Below are 23,263 nucleotides of genomic sequence, written 5' to 3'. Positions count from 1 at the left end.
GTCGTAGGCTTGCTGCATGCCCGCACCGCTCACGCTGCCCCGCATCTCCTGGGGTGACCCGACGCCCGACCGCCGGGTGCTCCTCGTGCACGGCCTCGGCTCGTCCGCCGCTCTCATGTGGCGTGTAGGCGCGGCCCTCGCCGACGCCGGATGGCACGCGACCGCCGTCGATCTGCGCGGCCATGGCGACGCCCCGCGGGCCCTCGACTACTCGGTCGCCGCCTACGCGGCAGATCTCGTCGCGGCCGAGCCCGACGGCGGCGGGTCGTGGGACGCTGTGGTCGGCCACTCGCTCGGCGGCGCTGCCGGTACTGCGGCCGCAGCATCCGCTCCCGAGTGGACCCGCCGCCTGGTGCTGCTCGACCCGGCGATCCTGGTCGACGGCCGCGATGCCGCGATCGTGCGCCGGAGTCAGGAGCGCGCCTTCGCCGACAACCGGGTCGAGCTGGTGCAGCAGGAGCATCCGCACTGGCATCCGCAGGACTGGGAGCTCAAGGTCGATGCCGTGCACCGGGCGAGCGCGTGGGCCGTCGAGCAGACGAGTGCGCAGAACACTCCCTGGGATGTCACGGCGGATGCCGCGCGACTGACCGTCCCCACCCATGTGATCGCCTCTGATCCGGCGGTCTACAGCATCTTCACCGGCGATGTCGCCGCGTCCGTGCTCGCCTCGAATCCGGTCATCACGATGTCGGTCGTCGAGGGAGCCGGGCATTCGCTGCACCGCGACAAGCCCGAGGAGACCGTCCGACAGCTGAGAGAGGCCCTCGCGTGAGCACGTTCGACCCGACCGCGTACCTTCCCGACGACCTTCTCGAGCGCATCCGCGAGCGGGCTCCGATCCACGACCGCGAGAACACCTTCCCCCAACAGGATCTCGACGAGCTGCGCGACGCCGGATACCTGTCGATCCTCGTTCCCGCCGACCGCGGGGGCGCGGGTCTCGGCCTCGCCGAGGCTGCGATCCTCCAGCAGCGCCTCGCGACCGCCGCCCCCGCGACGGCGCTCGCGATCAACATGCACCTCGTATGGACGGGCGTCGCCAAGGTCTTCTCCGACCGCGGAGCGCCCGGGCTCGAGTTCGTGCAGGACGGCGCGGTGGCCGGAGATGTCTTCGCGTTCGGCATCAGCGAGGGCGGCAACGACCTGGTGCTGTTCGGCAGCGACACCGATGCCGCGCCCACCGCCGACGGTGGCTACGCCTTCACCGGCACGAAGATCTTCACCTCGCTCGCGCCGGTCTGGACGAAGCTCGGACTGCACGGACTCGACTCCACGAGCGCCGACGCCCCGAAGCTCGTCTTCGCCTTCGTCGACCGCACCGATGCGGTCGTCACAGGTGACGACTGGGACACCCTCGGCATGCGGGGCACCCAGAGCCGCACCACTCGACTCGACGGTGCCACGGCGGATGCCGCGCACGTGGTGCGCCGCATCGATCCGGGCCCCAACCCCGACCCGATCGTCTTCGGCATCTTCTCGGTCTTCGAGATCCTGCTCGCCTCGGTCTACACCGGCATTGCGCGCCGCGCACTCGATCTGGCGGTGCTCACCGCGCAGAAGCGCCGCTCGAAGAAGACCGGTGCCGCGTACAGCCAGGACCCCGACATCCGCTGGCGCATCGCCGACATGGGCCTGGCATACGATGCCCTTCCTCCGCAGATCGCCACGCTCGCACGCGATGTCGACGAGAAGGTCGACAACGGCGCCCGGTGGTTCACGCTGCTCTCGGGCGTCAAGCACCGGGCGATCACGATGTCGAAGCACGTCGTCGACCAGGCGATGCTGGTCGCCGGCGGTGGCTCGTACTTCTCCTCGAACGAGCTGTCGCGGCTCTACCGTGATGTGCTCGCAGGGGCCTTCCACCCGTCCGACCCCGAGTCGGCGCACTCCACCGCAGCGAGCGCCTGGCTCGGTCCGCTGGATTCCTAACCGCGATATTCTGCGGTTTGCCCGGGTGCGACTGCAGCAAATCTGCGGAATCGGTTGAAGAGCGCTCGCTCCGGTGCGAGGATCGCATCATGACGTCCTCGAAGAAGCACCCCCCGTTGGATGATGTCGCCAAGACGATCATCGAGCTGCTGCAGGAGGACGGGCGACGCTCGTACTCCGACATCGGGCGTGAGGTCGGCCTGAGCGAGGCCGCCGTGCGCCAGCGCGTGCAGCGTCTCACCGAGTCCGGAGTGATGCAGATCGTCGCGGTGACCGATCCGATGCAGCTGGGGTTCGCCCGGCAGGCCATGATCGGCATCCGCGTCTCGGGCGACACCCGCGTGGTCGCCGAGGCGATCTCCGAGATCGCCGCGATCGACTACGTGGTGATCACCGTCGGCTCGTTCGACATCCTCGCCGAGGTCGTCTGCGAGGACGACGAAGACCTGCTCGCCCTCATCAACGACCACATCCGCCCGATCGACGGGGTGCTGTCGACCGAGACCTTCATCTACGCCAAGCTGCAGAAGCAGCTCTACAACTGGGGGACCAGATGAGCACGCAACGCACGACTCCGTCCGAGGCCGAACTGCAGGCCATGGCCAAGGACCACCTGTGGATGCACTTCACACGGCAGTCGACCATGGAGAAGAGCGGTGTGCCGATCATCGTCAAGGGCGACGGCCATCGCATCTGGGACTCGAAGGGCAAGGAGTACTTCGACGGCCTCGCCGGACTCTTCGTCGTGAACGCCGGGCACGGACGACGCCGCCTCGCCGAGGCCGCAGCGAAGCAGGCATCCGAGCTGTCGTTCTTCCCGCTGTGGTCGTATGCGCACCCCGCGGCCATCGAGCTCGCGGATCGCCTGGCCGATGAGGCGCCCGGCGACCTCAACCGCGTGTTCTTCTCGACCGGAGGCGGCGAGGCGGTCGAGACCGCGTTCAAGCTCGCGAAGCACTACTGGAAGCTGATGGGCAAGCCCACCAAGCACAAGGTCATCTCGCGCTCGGTCGCCTACCACGGCACCCCGCAGGGTGCGCTCGCCATCACCGGCATCCCGGCGATGAAGTCGATGTTCGAGCCCGTCACGCCAGGCGGCTTCCGGGTTCCGAACACCAACTTCTACCGAGCAGCCGAGATGGGTGGCCCGAGCGACGACCTCGAGGCCTTCGGGCGCTGGGCCGCCGACCGCATCGAAGAGATGATCCTGTTCGAGGGCGCAGACACGGTCGCGGCCGTCTTCCTCGAGCCGGTGCAGAACTCAGGCGGATGCTTCCCGCCGCCTCCCGGATACTTCGCCCGGGTGCGCGAGATCTGCGACCGGCACGACGTGCTGCTCGTCTCCGACGAGGTCATCTGCGCGTTCGGCCGCCTCGGCCACACCTTCGCGTGCACCGGCCTCGGCTACGTGCCCGACATGATCACGTGCGCCAAGGGCATGACGAGCGGCTACTCGCCGATCGGTGCGACCGTCATCAGCGACCGCATCTACGAGCCGTTCTCGAAGGGCGACGTGTCGTTCCCGCACGGGTACACGTTCGGCGGTCACCCCGTCTCGGCGGCGGTCGCTCTCGAGAACCTCGCCATCTTCGACGAAGAGGGCCTCAACGAGCGGGTGCGCGAGAACTCGCCCCTGTTCCGAGCCGAGCTCGAGACCCTGCTCGACCTGCCCATCGTCGGCGACGTCCGCGGCGACGGCTACTTCTTCGGCATCGAGCTCGTGAAAGACAAGGCGACGCGCGAGACGTTCGACGACGACGAGTCCGAACGGCTGCTGCGCGGCTTCCTCTCCCCCGCACTGTTCGAGGCCGGGCTCTACTGCCGCGCCGATGACCGCGGAGACCCCGTGATCCAGCTCGCGCCGCCACTGACGGTGGGCCCCGCCGAGTTCCGCGAGATCGGACAGATCCTGCGCAGCGTCCTCACCGACGCGCAGTCGGTGCTCTGACGCCCGCTTCGGGGGCGACAGGTGCTCTGACGCCCACTTCGGGGGCCGACACACCAGGCGCCGGACGCACCGCGCACGCGCGTCCGACATGTGGCGTGTCGGCCCCCGAAGTGTCGCGATGCCCGGAGGCGGCTCAGGCGGATGCCGCGGTGCGCCGCCGCGCGAGCAGGGCGAGGTGCAGCGCTGCGATCGTCTCGCCGTCGTCGAGGTCTGCACCCAGCAGATCCCCGATCAGAGTGAGGCGCTGATAGAACACCGACCGTGACAGGTGACTCGCTGCCGCCGCCGCCGAGCGGTTGCCCGGGTGGGCGACGAGAGCCGAGAGCACGTCGAGCAGGTCACCTCGGCGCTCCTGGTCATGGCGGATCAGCGGCGCCAGCATCCGCTCGCTGTGCTCGTGCAGTCGGCGGTCGTCACGCAGCGTGGCGACCAGGCGTTCGAGCGGGCGGTCATCGACGCGACGCACCCTCGCCCCGGCCTCAGCCCCGTCGCTGTCGGCGAGGTCGCGTGCGGCGCGCAGCGAGGCGAGCAGGCCGATGACGTCGTCGGCGACGGGTCCCACGAAGACGGCGCGATCGGAGCCGGCGATGCGCAGCAGCACCTCGTCGGACAGCACCGCGGATGCCGGCAGCGACAGCAGCGCGACGTCATCGTCAGCCACGCGGGCGGCGATCACGGCGAAGCCCGCCTGCCGTGCGCGATACGCGAGTTCGCTGATCGACGCCGTGCCCCGGGCGACGATCCCGTGGCACTGGCGCCCGGCGAGCGCGAATCCTCCTGCGCGCAGGCGGGCGTCGATGTCCTCCGCCCTGGCGAACCGCGCGCCGAGCAGGTCGTCGATCACGGCCCGCTGCGCGAGCAGCGACCACTCCGCGTCACCGCCGTCGGCGATGCAGCCGAATGCGAGTGCGGTCGCCCCCTGTTCGAGCACGGTGACGCGGCCGGCGGGATGTGCGGGGCCCGGAAGCGCGAGAAGCGTGCCCCAGCGCACTCCTCTGGCCTGCACGGGAACCTGCTCGGCGCCATCCCGCCGGCCGAGGACCTCGGCGATCGGCATCCCGAGCCCCTCGGCCGCGATCACCTCACGCGCGAGATTCTCGAGGATCACCGGCGCACCGAGAGCCCTGGCGGTCTCGGAGACCACGACATCGGCCGGCGCCCCCTGCAGGCTCAGCGCGGTGAACAGCTCGTGCAGATGCTGCCGCTCATGCAGCGCCTGCGTCTGCGCGGCGATCAGGGCGTGGTGCACGGCCTCGGTCACGGTGACGAACTTCACCTCGCGGGTGAGGGCGACGAGGGCGAGACCCACCGTCGCGCAGACGTCGATGACCGGCTGCGGCACGGCTGGGCGGGCCGCACTCAGCTCGAAGACGATCCCGGCGGTGCCCGCTCGATGCAGGCTCGACGCGAAGGTGCGCAGCTCTCGGTCGTCATACGGCCACCCGGCACCCGTCGTCAGCAGCAGCTCACCGCCGTCGAGCAGACGCGCGACACCCACGCTGTCGGAGACGTGCACCCACCGCACCGCGGCGTCCAATGCCGCACCCCCGACGAGCACCTCGGGTTCGCCCGCCTGCACGGCGGGCTCGGCCAGCACGTCGGCGACCGTGAGACGGACACCGAGCGTCGGACGATCTGTCCGGATACGGCTGATCTCGCTACGTTCTGACACCGGGCCAGCCCCTCGTGCTCTGTGATCATGGGAGGAAGCCAGCATATCGAACCCCGGTCAGAGTGTTCGATGCGGATCACGCACTGCGAGGGAGTCCCGTGGACATCGTCCGTCACATCATCAATGGAGCAGAGACCGCCGAGGCGGCGCGCACGGGTCAGATCTTCGACCCCGCCACCGGACAGGTGACCAAGCAGGTCGCCTTCGCCTCGACGGCCGAGGTGGATCAGGCGATCGCCGCCGCGGCATCCGCTCTGCCCGCGTGGCGCGAGACGAGCCTCATCAAGCGCGCCGACGTGTTCTTCCGCCTGCGTCAGCTGCTCAAGGAGCGCACGCCCGAGCTCGCCGCGATCGTCACGTCGGAGCATGGCAAGGTGCTCTCGGATGCCGCGGGCGAGGTCTCGCGCGGCATCGAGAACGTCGAGTTCGCCGCCGGTCTGGTGCACCTGCTCAAGGGTGAGCGCAGCGAGCAGGTGTCGCGCGGCGTCGACGTGCACTCGGTCAAGCAGCCCGTCGGCGTGGTCGCCGCGATCACCCCGTTCAACTTCCCGGTGATGGTGCCGCTGTGGATGGTCGCCTCGGCGATCGCGTGCGGAAACACGGTCGTGCTCAAGCCCAGCGAGAAGGACCCGTCAGCTGCCGTCTGGCTCGCGAAGCTCTTCCAGGAGGCAGGTCTTCCCGACGGCGTGCTCAATGTCGTGCACGGCGACAAGGAAGCCGTCGATGCGCTGCTCGAGTCGCCGCGGGTGAACGCGATCAGCTTCGTCGGATCGACACCCATCGCGCGCTCGATCTACCAGCGGGCCTCGGCCGCGGGCAAGCGTGTGCAGGCGCTCGGCGGCGCGAAGAACCACATGGTCGTGATGCCGGATGCCGACATCGACGCCGCGGCCGACGCCGCTGTCTCGGCCGCCTACGGCTCGGCCGGGGAGCGCTGCATGGCCGTCTCGGTGCTGGTCGCCGTGGGCGACATCGCCGACGAACTGGTCACAGCGATCGCCTCGCGCATCGAGGGCCTGACGATCGGTGCGGGCACGGATGCCGCGAGCGAGATGGGTCCGCTCATCACGCGCGAGCACCGCGACCGCGTCGCCTCGTACGTCACGGGAGCCGAGGCCGAGGGCGCAACGGTCGTGGTCGACGGCACGACGACGCAGTTCGACTCGGAGGGCTTCTTCATCGGAGTCAGCCTGGTCGATCAGGTCGCCCCGGGCATGAGGGTCTACGACGACGAGATCTTCGGCCCGGTGCTCTCGGTGGTTCGCGTCGAGACGTATGCCGAGGCGGTCGACCTCGTCAACGCCAACGCGTACGGCAACGGCACCGCGATCTTCACGCGCGACGGCGGCACCGCCCGTCAGTACGAGTTCGACATCGAGGTCGGCATGGTCGGCGTCAACGTGCCGATCCCCGTGCCGATCGGGGCCTACTCGTTCGGCGGCTGGAAGGACTCGCTGTTCGGCGACTCGCACATCTACGGCCCCGAGTCGGTGCACTTCTACACTCGGTCGAAGGTGGTGACCACGCGCTGGCCCGACCACACGCCCTCGCAGATCGACCTGGGCTTCCCGAGCAACCACTGAGTCAGAGAGCGACACACGACATGACGACCTTCACCGATCGCCACAGCGCATCGCACCCGCTCCCCGCCCCCGAGGCGGAGGCGCAGGTGCGGGCGGACGACCGCGGCCACGTCTTCCACTCCTGGAGCGCTCAGGGACTCATCGACCCGCTGCCCGTCGCGGCGGGCAGGGGTGCGACGTTCTGGGACTACGCCGGCAACGCCTACCTCGACTTCTCGAGCCAGCTCGTGAACCTGAACCTCGGGCACCAGCATCCTGATCTCGTCTCGGCGATCCAGCAGCAGGCCGGGCGCCTCTCGACGATCCAGCCGGCCATGGCCAACGACGTGCGGGGCGAGCTCGCCCGGCTCATCGTCGAGGTCGCGCCCGAGGGTTTCGAGAAGGTGTTCTTCACGAACGGCGGGGCCGAGGCCAACGAGTACGCGGTGCGCATGGCCCGCCAGTCGACCGGTCGGCACAAGGTGCTCTCGATGTACCGCAGCTACCACGGCTCCACATCGACCGCGATCTCGCTGACGGGCGACCCTCGTCGGTGGGCCAACGGCACCCCCGACTCGGGCGCCGTGCGCTTCTTCGGGCCCTACCTCTATCGCTCGCCGTTCCACGCCGAGACGCCGGAGCAGGAATCCGAGCGCGCGCTCGCCCACCTCGAGCAGACGATCCAGCTCGAGGGCCCGCAGACGATCGCCGCGATCATCATCGAGACCGTGGTCGGCACGAACGGCGTGCTCGTGCCGCCGCCCGGCTATCTGCAGGGCGTGCGCGCGCTGTGCGATCGCTACGGCATCGTCTACATCGCCGACGAGGTCATGGTCGGCTTCGGCCGCCTCGGCGAGTGGTTCGGCATCGACGCGTACGACGGTCGCCCCGACCTGATCACCTTCGCCAAGGGGGTGAACTCGGGGTACGTGCCGCTCGGTGGCGTCATCATCTCCGAGCGCATCGCGCGCGCCTTCGACACCACGCCGTTCGCCGGCGGACTCACGTACTCGGGCCACCCGCTCGCGTGCGCCGCCGGTGTCGCGACCTTCGAGGTGTTCCGCCGCGACGGCATCCTCGAGCGCGTGCGCGACCTCGGCGAGCGCATCGTCGAACCGACCCTGCGCCGCTGGGTCGACACCCACCCGAGCGTCGGAGAGGTGCGGGGTCGCGGTCTGTTCTGGGCCGTCGAGCTCGTGCGCGACAAGCAGACGCGCGAGCCGCTGGTGCCGTTCAACGCGAGCGGAGCGGAGGCTGCGCCGGTCGCCGCCTTCGCCGCCGCCGCGAAGAAGGCCGGCGTCTGGCCGTTCACGCACTTCAACCGCATGCACGTGGCGCCGCCGCTCGTGATCAGCGAGGACGACCTGGTGCGCGGTCTCACCGTGCTCGACGAAGCTCTCGCCGTCGCCGACGAGGCAGCCACGAGCTGACCCTCCCGCTGCTGCGCGGGTTCAGATCAGGAATCCGCGCAGCAGCGCTTCAGATCCGGCGAGGTGATCGCGCATCGCCGCCTCGGCCACGTCTTGGCGCCCGGCCAGGATCGCCGTGACGATGCGCTCGTGCTGCTCGCCCGAGTGCTGGATGTTGCGGGGCATCAGCGGGAACGTGTCGAGCCACGCGTTGACGTCGGCACGGTTCTCGGCGACCAGCGCGACGAGCGACGGGATGCCGGCGGCCTCGGCGATCGCGAGGTGCAGCAGGGTGTCGAGGCGGCGGTACTCCTCGGGGCCGGCCGGAAGCGCGGCCTCGTGCCGTGCCCACAGGTCGGCGCGCGTCGCCGCATCCAGAGTGCGACCCGCAGCCGCACGCACGGCGCCGGTCTCGAGCACCCGCCGCAGGCCCAGCACGTCGTCGATCTCGGCGGCGGTCACCGCACCGGCATCCGATGGCTGCGGCAACGGGTCCGCGACGAACGTGCCGCCGTACCGACCGCGCTTGGGCACCAGGTACCCGGTGTCAGCGAGCTCGCGGATCGCCTCGCGCACGGTGTCGCGGCTCACCCCGAAGGATGCCGCGAGCTCGCGCTCGGGTGGCAGCGACTCTCCCGGCGCGACCACGCCGAGACGGATCGTCTGCACGAGGCGAGCGACCGCATCCTCGAGGGCGTTGCCTCGGCGCAGCGGACGGTAGACCGCCCGGCGCACCCCGACGAGATCGCCGTCGGAAGGGTGCTCGCTCATGCTTCTCAGCCTGTCACAGCGACATGATCCCGCTTCACAGCGGGGTGACGTAGGCGTTGGTGATGCCGCCGTCGACGACGAAGGCACTCGCGGTGATGAACGACGAGTCGTCCGAGGCGAGGAAGGCCACAGCCGCCGCCAGCTCCGACGGTTCGGCGAAGCGCCCCATCGGCACGTGCACGAGTCGGCGCTGCGCGCGCTCGGGGTCTTTTGCGAACAGCTCCTGCAGCAGCGGGGTGTTCACCGGTCCGGGGCACAGCGCGTTGACGCGCACACCCTGCCGGGCGAACTGCACGCCGAGCTCGCGTGACATCGCGAGCACGCCGCCCTTCGATGCGGTGTAGCTGATCTGCGAGGTCGCCGAGCCCAGCAGCGCCACGAACGAGGCCGTGTTGATGATCGAACCTCGGCCCGCCGGCACCATGTGACGAAGCGCGGCGCGGCTGCACAGGTACACGCTCTTGAGGTTCACGTCCTGCACGCGATCCCAGGCCGGCAGCTCGGTCGTCTCGATCGAGTCGTCGTCGGCGGGCGAGATCCCGGCGTTGTTGAACGCGATGTCGATGCGTCCGAACTCGGCGGCGACCCCGTCGAAGAGCGTGTCGACCATGGCCTCGTCGGCGACGTCGACCGAGCGGAACACGCCGCCCACCTCGGCCGCTGCCGCTTCGCCCGTGGCGGGGTCGACGTCGGCGATGACGACGAACGCGCCTTCTGCGGCGAAGCGCTGGGCTGTGGCGAAGCCGATTCCGCTCGCGCCGCCCGTGATGATGGCGACGCGATCCTTGAGGCGCTGGGTCAGATCGATGGTCATGTGTGTTCTCCGTTGCAGGGTGGTGAGCGGGTCAGGATTCGTCGGTCGCGAAGAAGACGTTCTTGGTCTCGGTGAAGTGCTCGGCGGCGTCGGGCCCGAGCTCGCGCCCGAGACCGGATGCCTTCATGCCGCCGAACGGCGTCGCGTACCGCACCGAGGAGTGCGAGTTCACCGACAGCACGCCGCTCTGCACCCCTCGCGAGACACGTACGGCGCGGCCGAGGCTCTCGGTCCAGATCGAGCCGGCAAGGCCGTAGGCGGTGTCGTTCGCGAGTCGGATCGCGTCGCCCTCGTCCTCGAACGGCATCACCGCGACGACCGGGCCGAACACCTCCTGCTGGGCTATGCGATCAGAGGGATCGGCGAGCACCACGGCGGGCGCGAACCAGAATCCGTCGCCGCTCGGAGCGCTCCCGCGGAACGCGATGTTCGCGTCGTCCAGGAACCCCGACACCGTGTCGCGGTGCGCGGCCGAGATGAGCGGCCCCATGTCGGTGTCGGCACTCGACGGGTCACCCACCCGCCAGGCGGCGACAGCCGGTTCGAGCATCTCGAGGAACCGGTCGTACACCGACCGCTGCACGAGAAGGCGACTGCGGGCGCAGCAGTCCTGGCCCGCATTGTCGAACACGGATCCGGGAACCGCAGCGACGGCCTTCTCGAGATCGGCGTCCGCGAAGACGATGTTGGCGCTCTTGCCGCCGAGTTCGAGGGTGACGGGCTTGAGCGCGCGGGCGCATCCGGCGGCGACCTCGATGCCGACCTCCGTCGACCCGGTGAAGACCACCTTGCGGACATCCGGATGCTCGACGAGTCGCTGCCCGACGACCGAGCCCGATCCGGTGACGACCTCGAAGAGTCCTTCGGGCAGCCCGGCCTCGAGGGCGAGCTCGCCCAGGCGGATGGCCGTGAGCGGGGTGAGCTCGGCGGGCTTCAGCACCACGGCGTTGCCCGCGGCGAGCGCCGGCGCGAACGCCCAGGCGGCGATCGTCATCGGGAAGTTCCACGGCACGATCACCCCGACGACGCCGTACGGATCGTGGAAGGTGACGTCGAGTCCGCCTGCCACCGGGATCTGCCGGCCCGACAACCGCTCGGGGTCGGCCGAGTAGTAGTTGAGCACCTGGGCGACATGGCCCGCCTCCCACCGGGCTGAGCCGATCGGATGCCCCGAGTTCAGCACCTCGAGCTGAGCGAGCTCTTCGACCGCGGCCTCGACCGTGCGTGCGAACGCCCGGAGGGCATCGGCCCGAGCGACGGGCGCGAGCGCGGCCCATCGGCGCTGTGCCGTGACGGCCCGGGCGATTGCGGCATCCGTCTCTCCAATGTCGGCTCTGGCGATCTCGCGGATCGCCGTGCCGGTCGACGGGTTGATGACTGTGAACGCGCTCATCGGGCGTCCTCCTTTCGCCGCGCGGCGAACGCACGGGCCTGTGAGACGAGATCTGCGAAGAGACGCCGGTCTTCGGCGTTCTCCTCGGGGTGCCACTGCACGCCGACGATGTGACCCGCCGAGGTGTCGACGAAGGCCTGCACGAGACCGTCGTCGGAGTGCGCCGCAGCGACGAGCCCGTCACCGAGACGATCGACGCCCTGGTGGTGGTAACTGTGCACGCGCATCTCGGTCTCGCCGATGATCTCGGCGAGCGGGGTGTCGGTCGACACCTCGACGTCGTTCTCGGCGAAGACGCCGCCGCCGATGCGGTACTTCTCGGTGCCGAGCGACTCGGGCAGGTGTTGCTGCAGGGTGCCGCCGCGGGCGACGTTCACGAGCTGCAGACCGCGGCAGATCGCGAGCACCGGGATGCCGCGGCGCTCCGCCGCCTGGAACAGGGCGAGCTCCCACGCGTCGCGGTCGACGCGGGCGGGGTCGGTGAGCGGATGCCGGTCCTCGCCGTACAGCTCGGGGGCGACGTCCGCCCCGCCGGAGAGCACGAGGCCGTGCATGCCCGAGATGGCCGCATCCGCAGCATCCGGATCCTGTGGCGGAAGAAGAAGTGCGATGCCGCCGACGGAGGTCACGCTCGTGAGGTACTGCTCGGGCAGGAACGCCGCTCGCACATCCCACACCCCCTGCTGCGCGCGCTCGAGGTACGTGGTGACGCCGATCAGCGGCGCCGGGTCAGAGGCGCTCGAAACCACGGATGCGCTCCCAGTCGGTCACGGCCGCGTCGTAGGCCTCGACCTCGATGCGGGCCTGGTTGAGGTAGTGCTCGACCACGTCGTCGCCGAACGCGGCCCGCGCGATGGTCGACTCGCTGAAGAGCTTCGCCGCCTCGCGCAGTGTCGTCGGCAGATGGTCGACGCCCGCTTCGTACGCGTTGCCGGTGAACCGCTCGGGCAGTGGCAGCTCGTTCTCGATGCCGTGCAGACCGCCGGCGATGATCGCCGAGATGGCGAGGTAGGGATTCACGTCTCCCCCGGGCACGCGATTCTCGACGCGCAGCCCCGACCCCGACCCGACCACGCGCAGAGCGCAGGTGCGGTTGTCGATGCCCCACGCGACTCCGGTCGGGGCGAAGCTGCCCTTCGCGAAGCGCTTGTACGAGTTGATGTTCGGTGCGAGCAGCAGGGTGAACTCCCGCAGGGTCGCGAGGATGCCGGCGATCCAGTGCTCCATGACGGGGCTGAAGCCGTGCTCGCCGTCGCCCGCCATGACGGGAGCACCCGACTCGTCGCGCAGCGACAGGTGGATGTGACAGCTGTTGCCCTCGCGCTCGTTGAACTTGGCCATGAACGTGAGCGCCTTGCCGTGCTGCTCGGCGATCTCCTTCGCGCCGTTCTTGTAGATCGCGTGCTGGTCGGCGGTCTCGCGCACCTCCGCATAGCGGAACGCGATCTCCTGCTGACCGAAGTTGCACTCGCCCTTCACGCCCTCGCAATAGAGCCCCGCGCCGTCCATGCTGTTGCGGATGTCGCGCAGCAGCGGCTCCATGCGGGTCGAGGCGAGCAGGTTGTAGTCGACGTTGTAATCGGTCGCGGGCGTCAGCCCCTCGTACTTGCGCGCCCACGCGTCGCGATAGGTGTCGTCGAAGACGATGAACTCGAGTTCGGTGCCCGAGTAGGCGGTCCAGCCCCGCTCGGCGAGACGGTCGCGCTGGCGGTCGAGGATCGCGCGGGGCGACGGTCCGACCGGCTCGCCGTTCTGCCAGACGAGGTCGGCCATGACCAGCGCGGTGCCGTCGAGCCACGGGATGTTGCGCATCGTCTCGACATCGGGCTTCAGCACCATGTCGCCGTAGCCGCGATCCCAGCCCGACATCGCGTAGCCGTCGACGGTGTTCATTTCGACGTCGACCGAGAGCAGGTAGTCGCAGGCCTCGGCGCCGTGGGCCAGGATGTCCTCCTGGAACAGCCGCGCCGACACGCGCTTGCCGACCAGGCGACCCTGCGCGTCGGCGAAGGCCACGATCACCGTGTCGATCTCGCCGGCGGCGATGCCGGCATCCAGCTGGTCGATGCTCAGGTTGCCCGCCATCTGACGCTCCGTTCTCGTGCTGTGAAGCGATCGGCCGACCGGCTTCGCCCTCAGAGTAGATCACCTTGCGGTTTAAAGGTAGACGAAACCACCATTGAATGTCACAATCATCCGCAAGGTGCACCCGGCGCCTGCACGCATGCGAACGGAGAGCGGATGTCCCAGCAGAGCAATGAATCCCGCAAGGTCGCCGGAGCGACCTATACACGCGCCGGGAGTGACTATTTCGAGAAACGCACCCTGAAGAGGTCGGCCGGAGTCTGGGGCCTGTGGGGTCTCGCGGTCGCCGCCGTGATCTCGGGCGACTTCTCGGGCTGGAACTTCGGCATCGACTTCGCCGGCTTCGGCGGGATGCTCATCGCCTTCGCGATCCTCGTCGCGATGTACTACGGCATGATCTTCGCGATCGGAGAGATGGCGGCCGCCATGCCGCACACGGGCGGCGCCTACTCGTTCGCCCGCTCGGCCATGGGCCCCTGGGGCGGCCTCGTCACCGGAGCCGCCGAGACCATCGAGTACGTCGCGACGACGGCGGTGATCGTCTACTTCTCGGCGTCGTATGCCAACGGAATCACGAGTGAGCTGCTCGGCCTCGAACTACCCGGATGGGTCTGGTACCTCATCCTCTACATCGTCTTCATCGCCCTGAACTCCGCGGGCGCCGCGATCTCGTTCCGCTTCGCGATCATCGTGTCGGTGATCTCGATCGGGATCATCCTGGTCTTCTCGGCCATGGCGCTCTTCTCGGGCGCGTTCTCGTGGGATGCCCTGTGGGACATCGTCCCCGACGAGGGCCAGACCGCTTTCCTCCCGCACGGCGTCCTGCCGATCCTGTTCGCACTGCCGTTCGCGATGTGGTTCTTCCTGGGCATCGAGGAGCTGCCGCTCGCAGCGGAGGAGTCGCACAACCCGACCCGCGACATCCCCAAGGCGGGATTCTGGGCTCGCGGCACCCTCATCGTCACCGGTCTCCTGGTGCTGTTCCTGAACACCGGCGTGCTCGGTGCCGAAGCGACAGGCACCGCGGGCGAGCCGCTGCTCGACGGCTTCCGCGCGATCGTGGGCGACCAGCTCGCCGCCGTGCTGGCGCTGTTCGCGCTGATCGGCCTGCTCGCCTCGCTGCAGGGCATCATGTTCGCCTACGGACGCAACATGTACTCCCTGTCTCGCGCCGGATACTACCCGCGCTTCCTCTCGCTCACCGGCAAGCGCCAGACGCCGTGGGTTGCCCTCACGGTCGGTGCCGCGATCGGCTTCGTCGCCCTCATCGTCCTCGACGTGCTCACCGCCGTCGACTCCGAGGGAGCGGGAAACGTCGCGGGTGCGATCGTGCTGAACATCGCCGTCTGGGGAGCCGTCGTCGCCTACGCGCTCCAGCTCGTGTCGTTCATCATCCTGCGCAAGAAGTTCCCGAACGTCGCCCGCCCGTACGTCAGCCCGTGGGGCATCCCGGGTGCCGTGATCGCGCTGGTGATCGCCGCGCTGATCTTCGTGGGCTTCCTGCTCAACCCGACCTTCGGCCCGGCGATCATCGCGATCGCGATCGTCTACGCGATCATCCTGCTCGGATTCGGACTGTTCTTCCGGCACCGCCTCATCCTCTCCCCCGAAGAGGAGTACGCGCTGTCGGGCGGCTCACACGGAGACCCGCAGGCCGAGGGCTACGACGCGATGGAGGGCGAGATCTTCGACGGCAAGCGGTGACGACGGAGGAGCGCGGCTCTACTTGCGGTCGAAGTCGAACGCCTTGAGCAGCTCGTCGACAGCCTTGTCGCGCTCCTCCCCGCCCTCGTCGAACATGTGCGTCACGTGCGTGCGCAGGTGGTTCTCGAGCAGCAGGCGATTGAGGGACTCCAGCGAGCGCTGGATCGCGCGGGACTGCGTGATGATGTCCATGCAGTACTCCTCGTTCTCGATCATCCGCGCGACACCGCGCATCTGACCTTCGAGGATGCTGGTGCGGTGCAGTGCACGCTTCTTGATGTCTTCGATCACGTTTCGAGGGTACTCGGCTCCTGCGACTGTGGTGCTGGCCGAGCTCATGGGGAACTCCCCGTGAAAGGATGACGTCATGCCGCGAACACCGATGGCGCTCCTGTCGCCCGCAGACCAGGCGCGACTTCGCGCTCTCCGACGCATGAAGGCCGTGGCGCTGGGCGCGCTGATCTTCATGGCCGTCGTCTTCGTCTTCGCGTTCGCGTTCCAGGAACGGCAGCCGTGGCTGGGCTACGTCCGGGCAGCCGCAGAGGGGGGAATGGTCGGCGCCCTGGCCGACTGGTTCGCCGTGACCGCGCTGTTCCGTCGGCCGCTCGGCCTGCCGATCCCGCACACGGCGATCATCCCGAACCGCAAGGACGAGATCGGCCGCACGCTGGGCGAGTTCGTCGAGACGAACTTCCTCGAGGCGAGCGTCGTGCGCACCAAGCTCGCCAGCACCGCGATCGCCAAGCGCGCCGGCGAATGGCTGAGCGAACCCGCCCACGCCGAGCGCGTGGGCGCCGAGGGAGCGACGATCGCGACTGCCGTGCTCAACGCCCTCAGCGATGACGACGTGCGCGACCTCATCACCGACCTAGCCCGTGAGCACCTCGTCTCCCCCGAGTGGGGCCCGCCCGCCGGCGCCTGGCTCGAGAAGATCGTCGAGGCCGGCGCACACCACGGAGCCGTCGACCTCGCCGCCGACAGCATCGGCCGGTGGCTCGACGCGAACGCCGAGTCGTTCTCGGGGCTCATCTCACGGAGGCTGCCCGGATGGGTGCCGAAGCTCGCGCACCGGTTCGTCGACGACACCGCCTACAACGAGGCCGTGAAGTTCGTGCGCGCGGTGCAGGCCGATCCGCAGCATCCGGCTCGCATCGCCGTCGACGGGTACCTCGCCCGCCTCGCCGACAGCCTGCAGAACGACCCGGAGACCCGGGCCAAGCTCGAGAACGCCAAGTCGTCGCTGTTCGACAGCCCCCGCGTGGGCGCCCTCGCCGCCGAGGCGTGGAACACCGCCAAGAACGGACTGCTCGCCGCCCTCGCCGACCCCGAGAGCGGACTGCGCGTGCGCGCGGCTCAGGCCCTGCAGGAGGTCGGCCAGCGACTGACGACCGATGCCGCGCTGCAGCACCGCGTCGACACGTGGGTGTCGGACGCCGCCGTGTTCCTCGTCGACCGCTACCGCCACGACATCGCGTCGATCATCACCGACACCGTCGAGCGCTGGGACCCGGTCGAGACCACGGAGAAGATCGAACTCATGGTCGGCCGCGACCTGCAGTACATCCGCCTGAACGGCACGTTCGTCGGCGCGCTCGCAGGTCTCGCGATCTTCACGATCGCCCACCTGGTCATTCCCGGGGTCTGACGCCGCATCCGTCGGATGGGTGCTCCGGATCCAGGTCGTGTTGCTAGGGTCCTCACCTATGGATGCCGCCGACACACTCACCGGTTCGGGTCGCAGGAAGGCGGCTGGAGGATGGGCCCGCCGAGCCCTTGCAGCAGTGTCCGTGCTCGTGAGCGGCCTCTTCGCGTTCGTCCTCGCGAGCTCGGCCCTGGAGCTCGTGCGAGAGCAGCTGCACCACAACTGCGGGATGCAGCCGCCGGGCTCTGAGGGAGCGGGCACCTGGATCTGCAGCGACGGCATCGGATACCTCGGCATGGCGGGGATCCTCGGCATCATGTGGATCGTCGTCGTGGTCGTCGGCTCTCTCATCGCGCTATTCGTCCGCCACGATCGACCGGCCCGACTGGCTCTCGTACTTCTCGCTGCGCTGTCCACCGCGTGGATCCTCGGACTGGCCTGGTACGGGTCGACGATGCACGTGCGGGATGAGTACGCACCCATGACGGGCGCGGAGTACTGGGCAGACGCGGTCGGCCCTGCAGCGCTCATCAGCGTCATCGGCGTGGTGGCCGGCCTGCTCAGCCTCATGCCGACCGGGCTGCTTTCGTGGATTCTGGGGATCGTCGCGACGGTCATGCTGGTCGTCGCGACCGTTCTGCAACCCGGACTGAGCATCAACCTCATCCCCGCCGCGGGGGTGCTCGCCGCCGCAGTCATCAGGGGTACCGGCCATGGCAGCCGACTTCCCGCGGGGTCGTGAGGTGAACCCGATTACGAGACGACCGCAGGCAGCCTGAGGGTAGGCCGGGCTCGCCGTCCGGCCGACCACATCGCCGAACAGCACGGCATCCGCGTCATCCTGCGCTGCTGCGAACGCGAGCCCGTGCGCGGCCAGAGGTCATCCTGCGGCAGTGCCGAGATCCCCCGTGCCACGAGCCGCGATGACCGCGGCACCGTCTTTCCAGACCTGTTCGACGAGCGGCACGCCCGGTCGATACGCGAGATGGATGCGAGTGGGAGCCTTCAGCAGCACGAGATCGGCCCGCGCCCCCGGCGTGATCACGCCGACGTCGTCGCGCCGCAGCGCCAGGGCGCCACCCGCGGTCGCCGCCCACAGGGCTTCGGCAGGTGTCATCCCCATGTCGCGCACCGCGATCGCGATGCAGAACGGCATCGAAGAGGTGAAGCTCGATCCCGGGTTCGTGTCGCACGCGATCGCCACCGTGACGCCCGCGTCGATGAGTCGACGCGCATCGGGGTACGGCTGGCGGGTCGAGAACTCGACGCCGGGCAGCAGAGTCAGCACGGTGTCGGATGCCGCGAGCGCAGCGACATCTGCATCCGTCAGGTAGGTGCCGTGGTCGACGGATGCTGCGCCGAGCTCGACCGCGAGACGGACTCCATCACCCGGACCGAGCTGGCTCGCGTGCACGCGAGGCAGGAGGCTCTTCGCGATGCCGGCCTCGAGCACGTGCCGGGACTGCTCGACCGAGAACGCCCCGGTCTCGCAGAACACATCGATCCACTTCGCGTGCGGCGCGCACGCCTCGAGCATCGGGCCCGCCACCAGGTCGACGTACTCGTCGGCGCGGTCGGCGTACTCGGCCGGAACGACATGCGCGCCGAGGAACGTCACCTCCGGCGTCACCTCGGCGGCGAGCCTGACCAGGCGCGCTTCATCTTCGACGCTCAGCCCGTACCCGCTCTTGATCTCCACCGTCGTCGTGCCCTGCTCGAGCAGTTCGTCGAGGAATCCGCGCAGTCGCGCGCGCAGCTCGTCATCGCTCGCCGCCCGGGTCGCCGCGACGGTCGAGCGGATGCCGCCGGCGGCGTACTTCTGCCCGGCCATGCGTGCCTCGAACTCGGCGGCACGATCGCCGCCGAACACGAGGTGGCTGTGGCTGTCGACGAACCCGGGGATCACGGCTCGACCGGACGCATCCACGGTCTCGTCGGCATCCGGTGCGTCGGCGGCGGATCCGACCCAGGCGATCCGCTCGCCGTCGATGAGAACGGCCGCATCGACCAGGGTTCCGAAGCGGTCGCCGCCGGACGAGCCGACGTTGGTCGTCAGCTCTCCGATGTTCGTGATCAGCGTGGTGCTCATAGCATCGGCACCTTCAGGCCGCGCTCCCGGGCGATGTCGCGAGCGTGTTCGTACCCGGCATCGACGTGTCGCATGACACCGGTGCCCGGGTCGTTCGTGAGCACGCGCTCGAGCTTCTCGGCGGCGAGCGCCGAGCCGTCGGCCACGGTGACCTGGCCGGCGTGGATCGAGCGGCCGATCCCGACGCCACCGCCGTGGTGCAGAGACACCCACGAGGCGCCGGATGCCGTATTGAGCAGTGCGTTCAGCAGCGGCCAGTCGGCGATGGCATCCGAACCGTCCTTCATGCTCTCGGTCTCGCGGTAGGGCGATGCGACCGAACCCGAGTCGAGGTGGTCGCGGCCGATCACGATCGGCGCAGCCAGCTCACCCGACGCCACCATCTCGTTGAACTTGAGGCCCGCCAGGTGACGCTCCTTGTAGCCGAGCCAGCAGATGCGGGCGGGCAGACCCTCGAAGTGCACCTTCTCACCGGCCTTCTCGAGCCAGCGGTGCAGAGCCTTGTCTTCGGGGAAGAGCTCGGCGATCGCACGGTCGGTCTTGTAGATGTCCTCGGGGTCGCCCGAGAGCGCGGCCCAGCGGAAGGGCCCGCGGCCCTCTTCGAACTGAGGGCGGATGTACGCCGGCACGAATCCGGGGAACTCGAAGGCGCGGTCGAAGCCGCCCAGCTGCGCCTCGGCGCGGATCGAGTTGCCGTAGTCGAAGACCGCGGCCCCTGCGTCCTGGAAGGCGACCATCGCCGCGACGTGCTGCGCCATCGATTCGCGCGAGCGGCGGGTGAACTCCTCGGCGTCCCGCTCGGCCTCGGCCTTCCACTCGGCGACCGAGATGCCCACCGGCAGGTAGGCGAGCGGATCGTGCGCACTGGTCTGGTCGGTGACGATGTCGATCGGCACTCCCCGACGCAGCAGTTCGGGGAAGACCTCTGCCGCATTGCCGACGACACCGACCGACAGAGCCTCGCCTGCGTCCTTCGCAGCGACGACGCGGGCGATCGCCGCGTCGAGGTCTGTCGTGTACTCGTCGAGGTAGCCGTGCTCCACTCGACGGGCGAGGCGCGACTCGTCGACGTCGACGATGAGCACGGCCCCGTCGTTGAGAGTGACCGCGAGCGGCTGCGCGCCACCCATTCCGCCGGCGCCACCGGTCAGAGTCAGCGTGCCCTTCAGCGATTCCCTGCCGAGGGATCGGGCGACAGCCGAGAACGTCTCGTAGGTTCCCTGCAGGATGCCCTGGGTTCCGATGTAGATCCACGACCCTGCGGTCATCTGGCCGTACATGATCAGACCGAGCTCTTCGAGGCGGCGGAACTCAGGCCAGTTCGCCCAGTCGCCCACGAGGTTCGAGTTGGCGATGAGCACCCGCGGCGCCCACTCGTGGGTGCGGAAGACACCGACCGGCTTGCCCGACTGCACGAGCAGCGTCTCATCGGGCTCGAGCTCATCGAGGGTGCGGACGATGGCGTCGTACGCCTCCCAGCTGCGCGCGGCCTTGCCGGTGCCGCCGTAGACGACGAGGTCTTCGGGGTGCTCGGCCACTTCGGGGTCGAGGTTGTTCATCAGCATCCGCTTGGCGGCTTCGGCACCCCAGCTCTTGGCCGTGCGCTGGTTGCCGCGGGCGGCTCGAACGACGCGCGGCCCCGCCGCGGTCGGCGTCGAGGTTGCGGTCGTCGACGTGGTGATGGTGTCAGTCATGCGCGTGCTCCTTTGCGATGCGGGCGATGGCACCGGACTGCACGAGTGCGGTCACGGCTTCGATGTCTGGAGAGAGGTAGCGGTCGGGCCCCGGTCCCGCGGCGACGGTGCGCACCAGATCGCGCACGGCGCCGGTCGCAGGTCCTGCCTGCAGCGGAGCCCGCAGGTCGAGCGCGCGAGCGCCGGTGAGGATCTCGATGGCGACGACGCGGCCGAGCCCGTCGATCGCCCGACGCAGCTTGCGGGCCGCGGCCCAGCCCATCGACACGTGGTCCTCCTGCATCGCCGACGACGGGATCGAGTCGACGGATGCCGGAACGGCAAGGCGCTTGAGCTCCGAGACGATGCCTGCCGAGGCGTACTGAGCGATCATCAGCCCCGAGTCGACGCCGACCTCGTCTGCCAGGAACGGAGGCAGCCCGTGGTTGCGTGCCGGATCGAGCGCCCGGTCGGTGCGACGCTCGGATATCGACGCGACGTCTGCGACCGAGATCGCGAGGAAGTCGAGCACCGCAGCCACCGGGGCCCCGTGGAAGTTGCCGTTCGACTCGATACGGCCGTCGAGGGTGATGACGGGGTTGTCGATCACGCTGGCGAGCTCTCGCTCCGCGATCGTGGAGGCGTAGCCCATCGTGTCGCGCGCGGTCCCGTGCACCTGGGGCGAGCAGCGCAGCGAGTACGCGTCTTGCACGCGGCCGTCCTCCGGACCCTTGTGACTGTGCACGATGGGCGAGTCCCCGAGGAACGCCCGCAGATTCGAGGCCGACTCCGCCTGGCCCGACTGCGGACGCAGCGCCATGAGGTCGGCCGCGAACACGGCATCCGTCCCCATCTGCGACTCCACCGACATCGCCGCCGCCATGTCTGCCGTGAGCAGCAGCGTCTCGAGGTCATACAGCGCCAGCACGAGCATTCCCAGCATCCCGTCGGTGCCGTTGATCAGCGCAAGCCCCTCCTTCTCGACGAGGGTGAGCGGTTCGATGCCGGCGGCTGAGAGCGCCTCGGATGCCGGAACGAGTTCGCCATCCGCTGTGCGGACGTTGCCCTCCCCCATCGTGGCGAGGGCGATGTGAGCCAGTGGGGCGAGGTCGCCCGAGCAGCCGAGCGAGCCGTACTCGCGGACGATCGGGGTGATGCCCGCGTTCAACAGAGCCGCATAGGTCTCGACGACGACGGGCCGTACGCCCGTTCTCCCCGAGGCCAGTGTCTGCAGGCGCAGCAGCTGCAGGCCGCGCACGACCTCGCGCTCGACCTCGGCGCCGGTTCCTGCCGCGTGCGAGCGGATGAGGCTGGCCTGCAGCTGCAGCCGGCGATCCGGCGCGATGAAGGTCGTGGCGAGTGCGCCGAACCCGGTGGAGACCCCGTAGTGCGGGTTCGGGTCGGCGGCGAGTCCGTCGATGACCCGGCGCGTATCTGCGACTCGGCCGAGAGCTGCGGGGCTGATCGTGACGGGGGCGCTGTGCCGAGCGACCGCGACGACATCGGCACTACTCAGGGGGACATCGCCGACGAGGACGGGGGACAGTTCGGTCATGTCTTGATTCCACACCCCGCGAGTCGCGGGCGACAGCGGTTCGTGGGATCCTTTGTCTGTGATCCCAGACAGACCGGATGCCGCAACCCAGGTCCCGGCAGCGGACAACACGCTGCGCATCCTGCGCTACCTCGCTGGCCGGCCGGCCCCGGTCGCTGCGTCGGCCATCGCTCGCGAACTCGAGCTGCCGCGTTCGACCGTGTATCACCTGCTCACCACTCTCGCGACGCACGGCTTCGTGCTGCACATGAAGGAGGACCGGCGCTGGGGCCTCGGCACTTCGGCGTTCGAGCTCGCGGGTGGCTATGCGAGACAGCAGCCCCTCGCACGCCTGGGGCGCCCGCTCGTCGCGGCGCTGTCGGACCGCCTCGGCGAGAGTGCGCACCTCGCGGTGATGAGCGGTGGGGACGTGCTCTATATCGTCGAAGAGCGTGCGCCACGACGTCAGGCCCTCATCACCGATGTCGGGGTGCGGCTCCCGGCTCATCTGACCGCGTCGGGTCGAGCGATGCTGGCGGCGCTCCCTCGCGAACAGGTCCGCGCTCTCTACCCGAGCGCTTCAGCGTTTCCCGATCGCACCGGACTGGGCCCCCGCACACCGAGCCAACTGCGCGAACTGCTCCGCACGGTGCGGGCACGGGGCTATGCCACGGAGGACAGCGAAGTGGCCGACGGTCTGCGCAGTGTCGGCGCCGTGGTCCGGGATCATGCGGGGTGGCCCGTCGCCGCGGTCGCGGTGACCTGGGCGGGGGGCGAGCTCGATGAACGCACGCTCGCGGATTCCGTGATCGAGACGGCCGCCGTGCTCGAGTCCCGGATCAAGCGGTGACACCGCGCAAGCAAGAACGCACGTTAACGCAGAAAAGCCACCCAACATTGGGTGGCTTTTCTGTTTAAAAGAAGTCCGGCGGTGTCCTACTCTCCCACAGGGTCCCCCCTGCAGTACCATCGGCGCTGTGAGGCTTAGCTTCCGGGTTCGGAATGTAACCGGGCGTTTCCCTCACGCTATGGCCG

General features: G+C 69.2%; 20 protein-coding genes and 1 rRNA gene. 10 read left to right on the top strand and 11 right to left on the bottom strand.

What is annotated here, in order from left to right; translation table 11 throughout:
• The first annotated feature begins 16 nt into the window (after window positions 1-16).
• The 4 genes from ACLKOY_RS17925 to ACLKOY_RS17910 all read left to right on the top strand — a co-directional run bounded on the left by ACLKOY_RS17925 (window position 17) and on the right by ACLKOY_RS17910 (window position 3,880).
• Window positions 17-775 carry an alpha/beta fold hydrolase gene (locus ACLKOY_RS17925; RefSeq protein WP_436454816.1) on the top strand — a complete coding sequence of 253 codons (759 nt, stop codon included), beginning with the start codon at window positions 17-19 and terminating at the stop codon, window positions 773-775.
• Window positions 772-1,932: an acyl-CoA dehydrogenase family protein gene (locus ACLKOY_RS17920; RefSeq protein ID WP_436454815.1), complete on the top strand. Its 1,161-nt coding sequence runs from the start codon at window positions 772-774 to the stop codon at window positions 1,930-1,932. The genes ACLKOY_RS17925 and ACLKOY_RS17920 overlap by 4 nt, the downstream gene beginning before the upstream one ends.
• A gap of 89 nt (window positions 1,933-2,021) precedes the next feature.
• Window positions 2,022-2,489: an Lrp/AsnC family transcriptional regulator gene (locus ACLKOY_RS17915; RefSeq protein WP_436454814.1), complete on the top strand. Its 468-nt coding sequence runs from the start codon at window positions 2,022-2,024 to the stop codon at window positions 2,487-2,489.
• The gene (locus ACLKOY_RS17910; RefSeq protein WP_140038176.1) at window positions 2,486-3,880 is read left to right on the top strand and encodes an aspartate aminotransferase family protein; all 1,395 of its coding nucleotides are present in this window, start codon (window positions 2,486-2,488) and stop codon (window positions 3,878-3,880) included. Before ACLKOY_RS17915 ends, ACLKOY_RS17910 begins: the two co-directional genes overlap by 4 nt.
• Before the next feature lie 133 nt (window positions 3,881-4,013).
• Here the strand turns inward: ACLKOY_RS17910 and ACLKOY_RS17905 are convergent, their stop codons facing one another.
• The gene (locus ACLKOY_RS17905; protein ID WP_436454813.1) at window positions 4,014-5,552 is read right to left on the bottom strand and encodes a PucR family transcriptional regulator ligand-binding domain-containing protein; all 1,539 of its coding nucleotides are present in this window, start codon (window positions 5,550-5,552) and stop codon (window positions 4,014-4,016) included.
• 98 nt (window positions 5,553-5,650) lie between these two features.
• Between ACLKOY_RS17905 and ACLKOY_RS17900 the strand changes: the two genes are divergently transcribed.
• Window positions 5,651-7,135: a CoA-acylating methylmalonate-semialdehyde dehydrogenase gene (locus ACLKOY_RS17900; protein WP_436454812.1), complete on the top strand. Its 1,485-nt coding sequence runs from the start codon at window positions 5,651-5,653 to the stop codon at window positions 7,133-7,135.
• Window positions 7,136-7,155: 20 nt separating this feature from the next.
• Complete coding sequence (locus ACLKOY_RS17895) at window positions 7,156-8,544, top strand: aspartate aminotransferase family protein (protein ID WP_436454811.1); 1,389 nt, start codon at window positions 7,156-7,158, stop codon at window positions 8,542-8,544.
• Window positions 8,545-8,565: 21 nt separating this feature from the next.
• Here ACLKOY_RS17895 and ACLKOY_RS17890 read toward each other — a convergent pair whose 3' ends face one another.
• Genes ACLKOY_RS17890 through ACLKOY_RS17870 form a run of 5 tightly spaced genes read right to left on the bottom strand, consistent with a single transcriptional unit; the run spans window position 8,566 to window position 13,586 of the window.
• Window positions 8,566-9,294, bottom strand: coding sequence for a FadR/GntR family transcriptional regulator (locus ACLKOY_RS17890; RefSeq protein WP_436454810.1), 729 nt, complete (start codon window positions 9,292-9,294; stop codon window positions 8,566-8,568).
• A 34-nt stretch (window positions 9,295-9,328) separates the two neighbouring features.
• Window positions 9,329-10,108 carry a 3-oxoacyl-ACP reductase gene (locus ACLKOY_RS17885; protein ID WP_436454809.1) on the bottom strand — a complete coding sequence of 260 codons (780 nt, stop codon included), beginning with the start codon at window positions 10,106-10,108 and terminating at the stop codon, window positions 9,329-9,331.
• Between the two features lie 31 nt (window positions 10,109-10,139).
• Window positions 10,140-11,501, bottom strand: coding sequence for an aldehyde dehydrogenase family protein (locus ACLKOY_RS17880; protein ID WP_436454808.1), 1,362 nt, complete (start codon window positions 11,499-11,501; stop codon window positions 10,140-10,142).
• Window positions 11,498-12,250 carry a gamma-glutamyl-gamma-aminobutyrate hydrolase family protein gene (locus ACLKOY_RS17875; protein ID WP_436454807.1) on the bottom strand — a complete coding sequence of 251 codons (753 nt, stop codon included), beginning with the start codon at window positions 12,248-12,250 and terminating at the stop codon, window positions 11,498-11,500. The genes ACLKOY_RS17880 and ACLKOY_RS17875 overlap by 4 nt, the downstream gene beginning before the upstream one ends.
• On the bottom strand, window positions 12,231-13,586 hold the full coding sequence (locus tag ACLKOY_RS17870) for a glutamine synthetase family protein (protein WP_436454806.1): 1,356 nt from the start codon (window positions 13,584-13,586) through the stop codon (window positions 12,231-12,233). Before ACLKOY_RS17870 ends, ACLKOY_RS17875 begins: the two co-directional genes overlap by 20 nt.
• Window positions 13,587-13,742: 156 nt before the next feature.
• On the opposite strand from ACLKOY_RS17870, the gene ACLKOY_RS17865 reads away from it, so the two are divergent.
• Window positions 13,743-15,290 (top strand): amino acid permease, encoded by a 1,548-nt coding sequence (locus ACLKOY_RS17865; protein WP_436454805.1) that lies wholly within the window; start codon window positions 13,743-13,745, stop codon window positions 15,288-15,290.
• A gap of 18 nt (window positions 15,291-15,308) precedes the next feature.
• On the opposite strand, the gene ACLKOY_RS17860 is transcribed toward ACLKOY_RS17865, so the two are convergent.
• Window positions 15,309-15,581 carry a metal-sensitive transcriptional regulator gene (locus tag ACLKOY_RS17860; RefSeq protein WP_042537810.1) on the bottom strand — a complete coding sequence of 91 codons (273 nt, stop codon included), beginning with the start codon at window positions 15,579-15,581 and terminating at the stop codon, window positions 15,309-15,311.
• 76 nt (window positions 15,582-15,657) lie between these two features.
• On the opposite strand from ACLKOY_RS17860, the gene ACLKOY_RS17855 reads away from it, so the two are divergent.
• Window positions 15,658-16,935, top strand: coding sequence for a DUF445 domain-containing protein (locus tag ACLKOY_RS17855; RefSeq protein ID WP_290163097.1), 1,278 nt, complete (start codon window positions 15,658-15,660; stop codon window positions 16,933-16,935).
• Window positions 16,936-16,993: 58 nt separating this feature from the next.
• A complete protein-coding gene (locus ACLKOY_RS17850; protein WP_436454804.1) occupies window positions 16,994-17,674 on the top strand; it encodes a hypothetical protein in 681 nt (226 codons plus the stop codon).
• Window positions 17,675-17,812: 138 nt separating this feature from the next.
• Here the strand turns inward: ACLKOY_RS17850 and hutI are convergent, their stop codons facing one another.
• From hutI to hutH, 3 genes are read right to left on the bottom strand one after another with little or no spacing between them, the layout of a single operon-like run.
• Window positions 17,813-19,021 carry an imidazolonepropionase gene (gene hutI, locus ACLKOY_RS17845; protein WP_436454803.1) on the bottom strand — a complete coding sequence of 403 codons (1,209 nt, stop codon included), beginning with the start codon at window positions 19,019-19,021 and terminating at the stop codon, window positions 17,813-17,815.
• Complete coding sequence (hutU, locus tag ACLKOY_RS17840; protein WP_436454802.1) at window positions 19,018-20,715, bottom strand: urocanate hydratase; 1,698 nt, start codon at window positions 20,713-20,715, stop codon at window positions 19,018-19,020. The genes hutI and hutU overlap by 4 nt, the downstream gene beginning before the upstream one ends.
• Window positions 20,708-22,249, bottom strand: a complete 1,542-nt coding sequence (gene hutH, locus ACLKOY_RS17835; RefSeq protein ID WP_436454801.1) for a histidine ammonia-lyase — start codon at window positions 22,247-22,249, stop codon at window positions 20,708-20,710. The genes hutU and hutH overlap by 8 nt, the downstream gene beginning before the upstream one ends.
• A gap of 52 nt (window positions 22,250-22,301) precedes the next feature.
• On the opposite strand from hutH, the gene ACLKOY_RS17830 reads away from it, so the two are divergent.
• Window positions 22,302-23,078, top strand: coding sequence for an IclR family transcriptional regulator (locus tag ACLKOY_RS17830; protein ID WP_436454800.1), 777 nt, complete (start codon window positions 22,302-22,304; stop codon window positions 23,076-23,078).
• A 73-nt stretch (window positions 23,079-23,151) separates the two neighbouring features.
• Here the strand turns inward: ACLKOY_RS17830 and rrf are convergent.
• Window positions 23,152-23,263: ribosomal RNA gene (rrf, locus tag ACLKOY_RS17825) — 5S ribosomal RNA — on the bottom strand; the annotation flags it as partial.

The sequence above is a fragment of the Microbacterium sp. K2 genome, from assembly GCF_051365005.1.
GTDB classification, from domain to species: domain Bacteria; phylum Actinomycetota; class Actinomycetes; order Actinomycetales; family Microbacteriaceae; genus Microbacterium; species Microbacterium foliorum_B.
Note: the sequence above shows the minus strand (reverse complement) of the source record. Positions and strands in the feature narration are given on the sequence as shown.

Coding starts and splice junctions, on each gene's coding strand:
- ACLKOY_RS17925 (WP_436454816.1), top strand. CDS start 17: ATGCCCGCACCGCTCACGCTGCCCCGCATCTCCTGGGGTGACCCGACG.
- ACLKOY_RS17915 (WP_436454814.1), top strand. CDS start 2,022: ATGACGTCCTCGAAGAAGCACCCCCCGTTGGATGATGTCGCCAAGACG.
- ACLKOY_RS17910 (WP_140038176.1), top strand. CDS start 2,486: ATGAGCACGCAACGCACGACTCCGTCCGAGGCCGAACTGCAGGCCATG.
- ACLKOY_RS17895 (WP_436454811.1), top strand. CDS start 7,156: ATGACGACCTTCACCGATCGCCACAGCGCATCGCACCCGCTCCCCGCC.
- ACLKOY_RS17890 (WP_436454810.1), bottom strand. CDS start 9,294: ATGAGCGAGCACCCTTCCGACGGCGATCTCGTCGGGGTGCGCCGGGCG.
- ACLKOY_RS17885 (WP_436454809.1), bottom strand. CDS start 10,108: ATGACCATCGATCTGACCCAGCGCCTCAAGGATCGCGTCGCCATCATC.
- ACLKOY_RS17880 (WP_436454808.1), bottom strand. CDS start 11,501: ATGAGCGCGTTCACAGTCATCAACCCGTCGACCGGCACGGCGATCCGC.
- ACLKOY_RS17870 (WP_436454806.1), bottom strand. CDS start 13,586: ATGGCGGGCAACCTGAGCATCGACCAGCTGGATGCCGGCATCGCCGCC.
- ACLKOY_RS17865 (WP_436454805.1), top strand. CDS start 13,743: ATGTCCCAGCAGAGCAATGAATCCCGCAAGGTCGCCGGAGCGACCTAT.
- ACLKOY_RS17855 (WP_290163097.1), top strand. CDS start 15,658: ATGCCGCGAACACCGATGGCGCTCCTGTCGCCCGCAGACCAGGCGCGA.
- ACLKOY_RS17850 (WP_436454804.1), top strand. CDS start 16,994: ATGGATGCCGCCGACACACTCACCGGTTCGGGTCGCAGGAAGGCGGCT.
- hutI (WP_436454803.1), bottom strand. CDS start 19,021: ATGAGCACCACGCTGATCACGAACATCGGAGAGCTGACGACCAACGTC.
- hutU (WP_436454802.1), bottom strand. CDS start 20,715: ATGACTGACACCATCACCACGTCGACGACCGCAACCTCGACGCCGACC.
- hutH (WP_436454801.1), bottom strand. CDS start 22,249: ATGACCGAACTGTCCCCCGTCCTCGTCGGCGATGTCCCCCTGAGTAGT.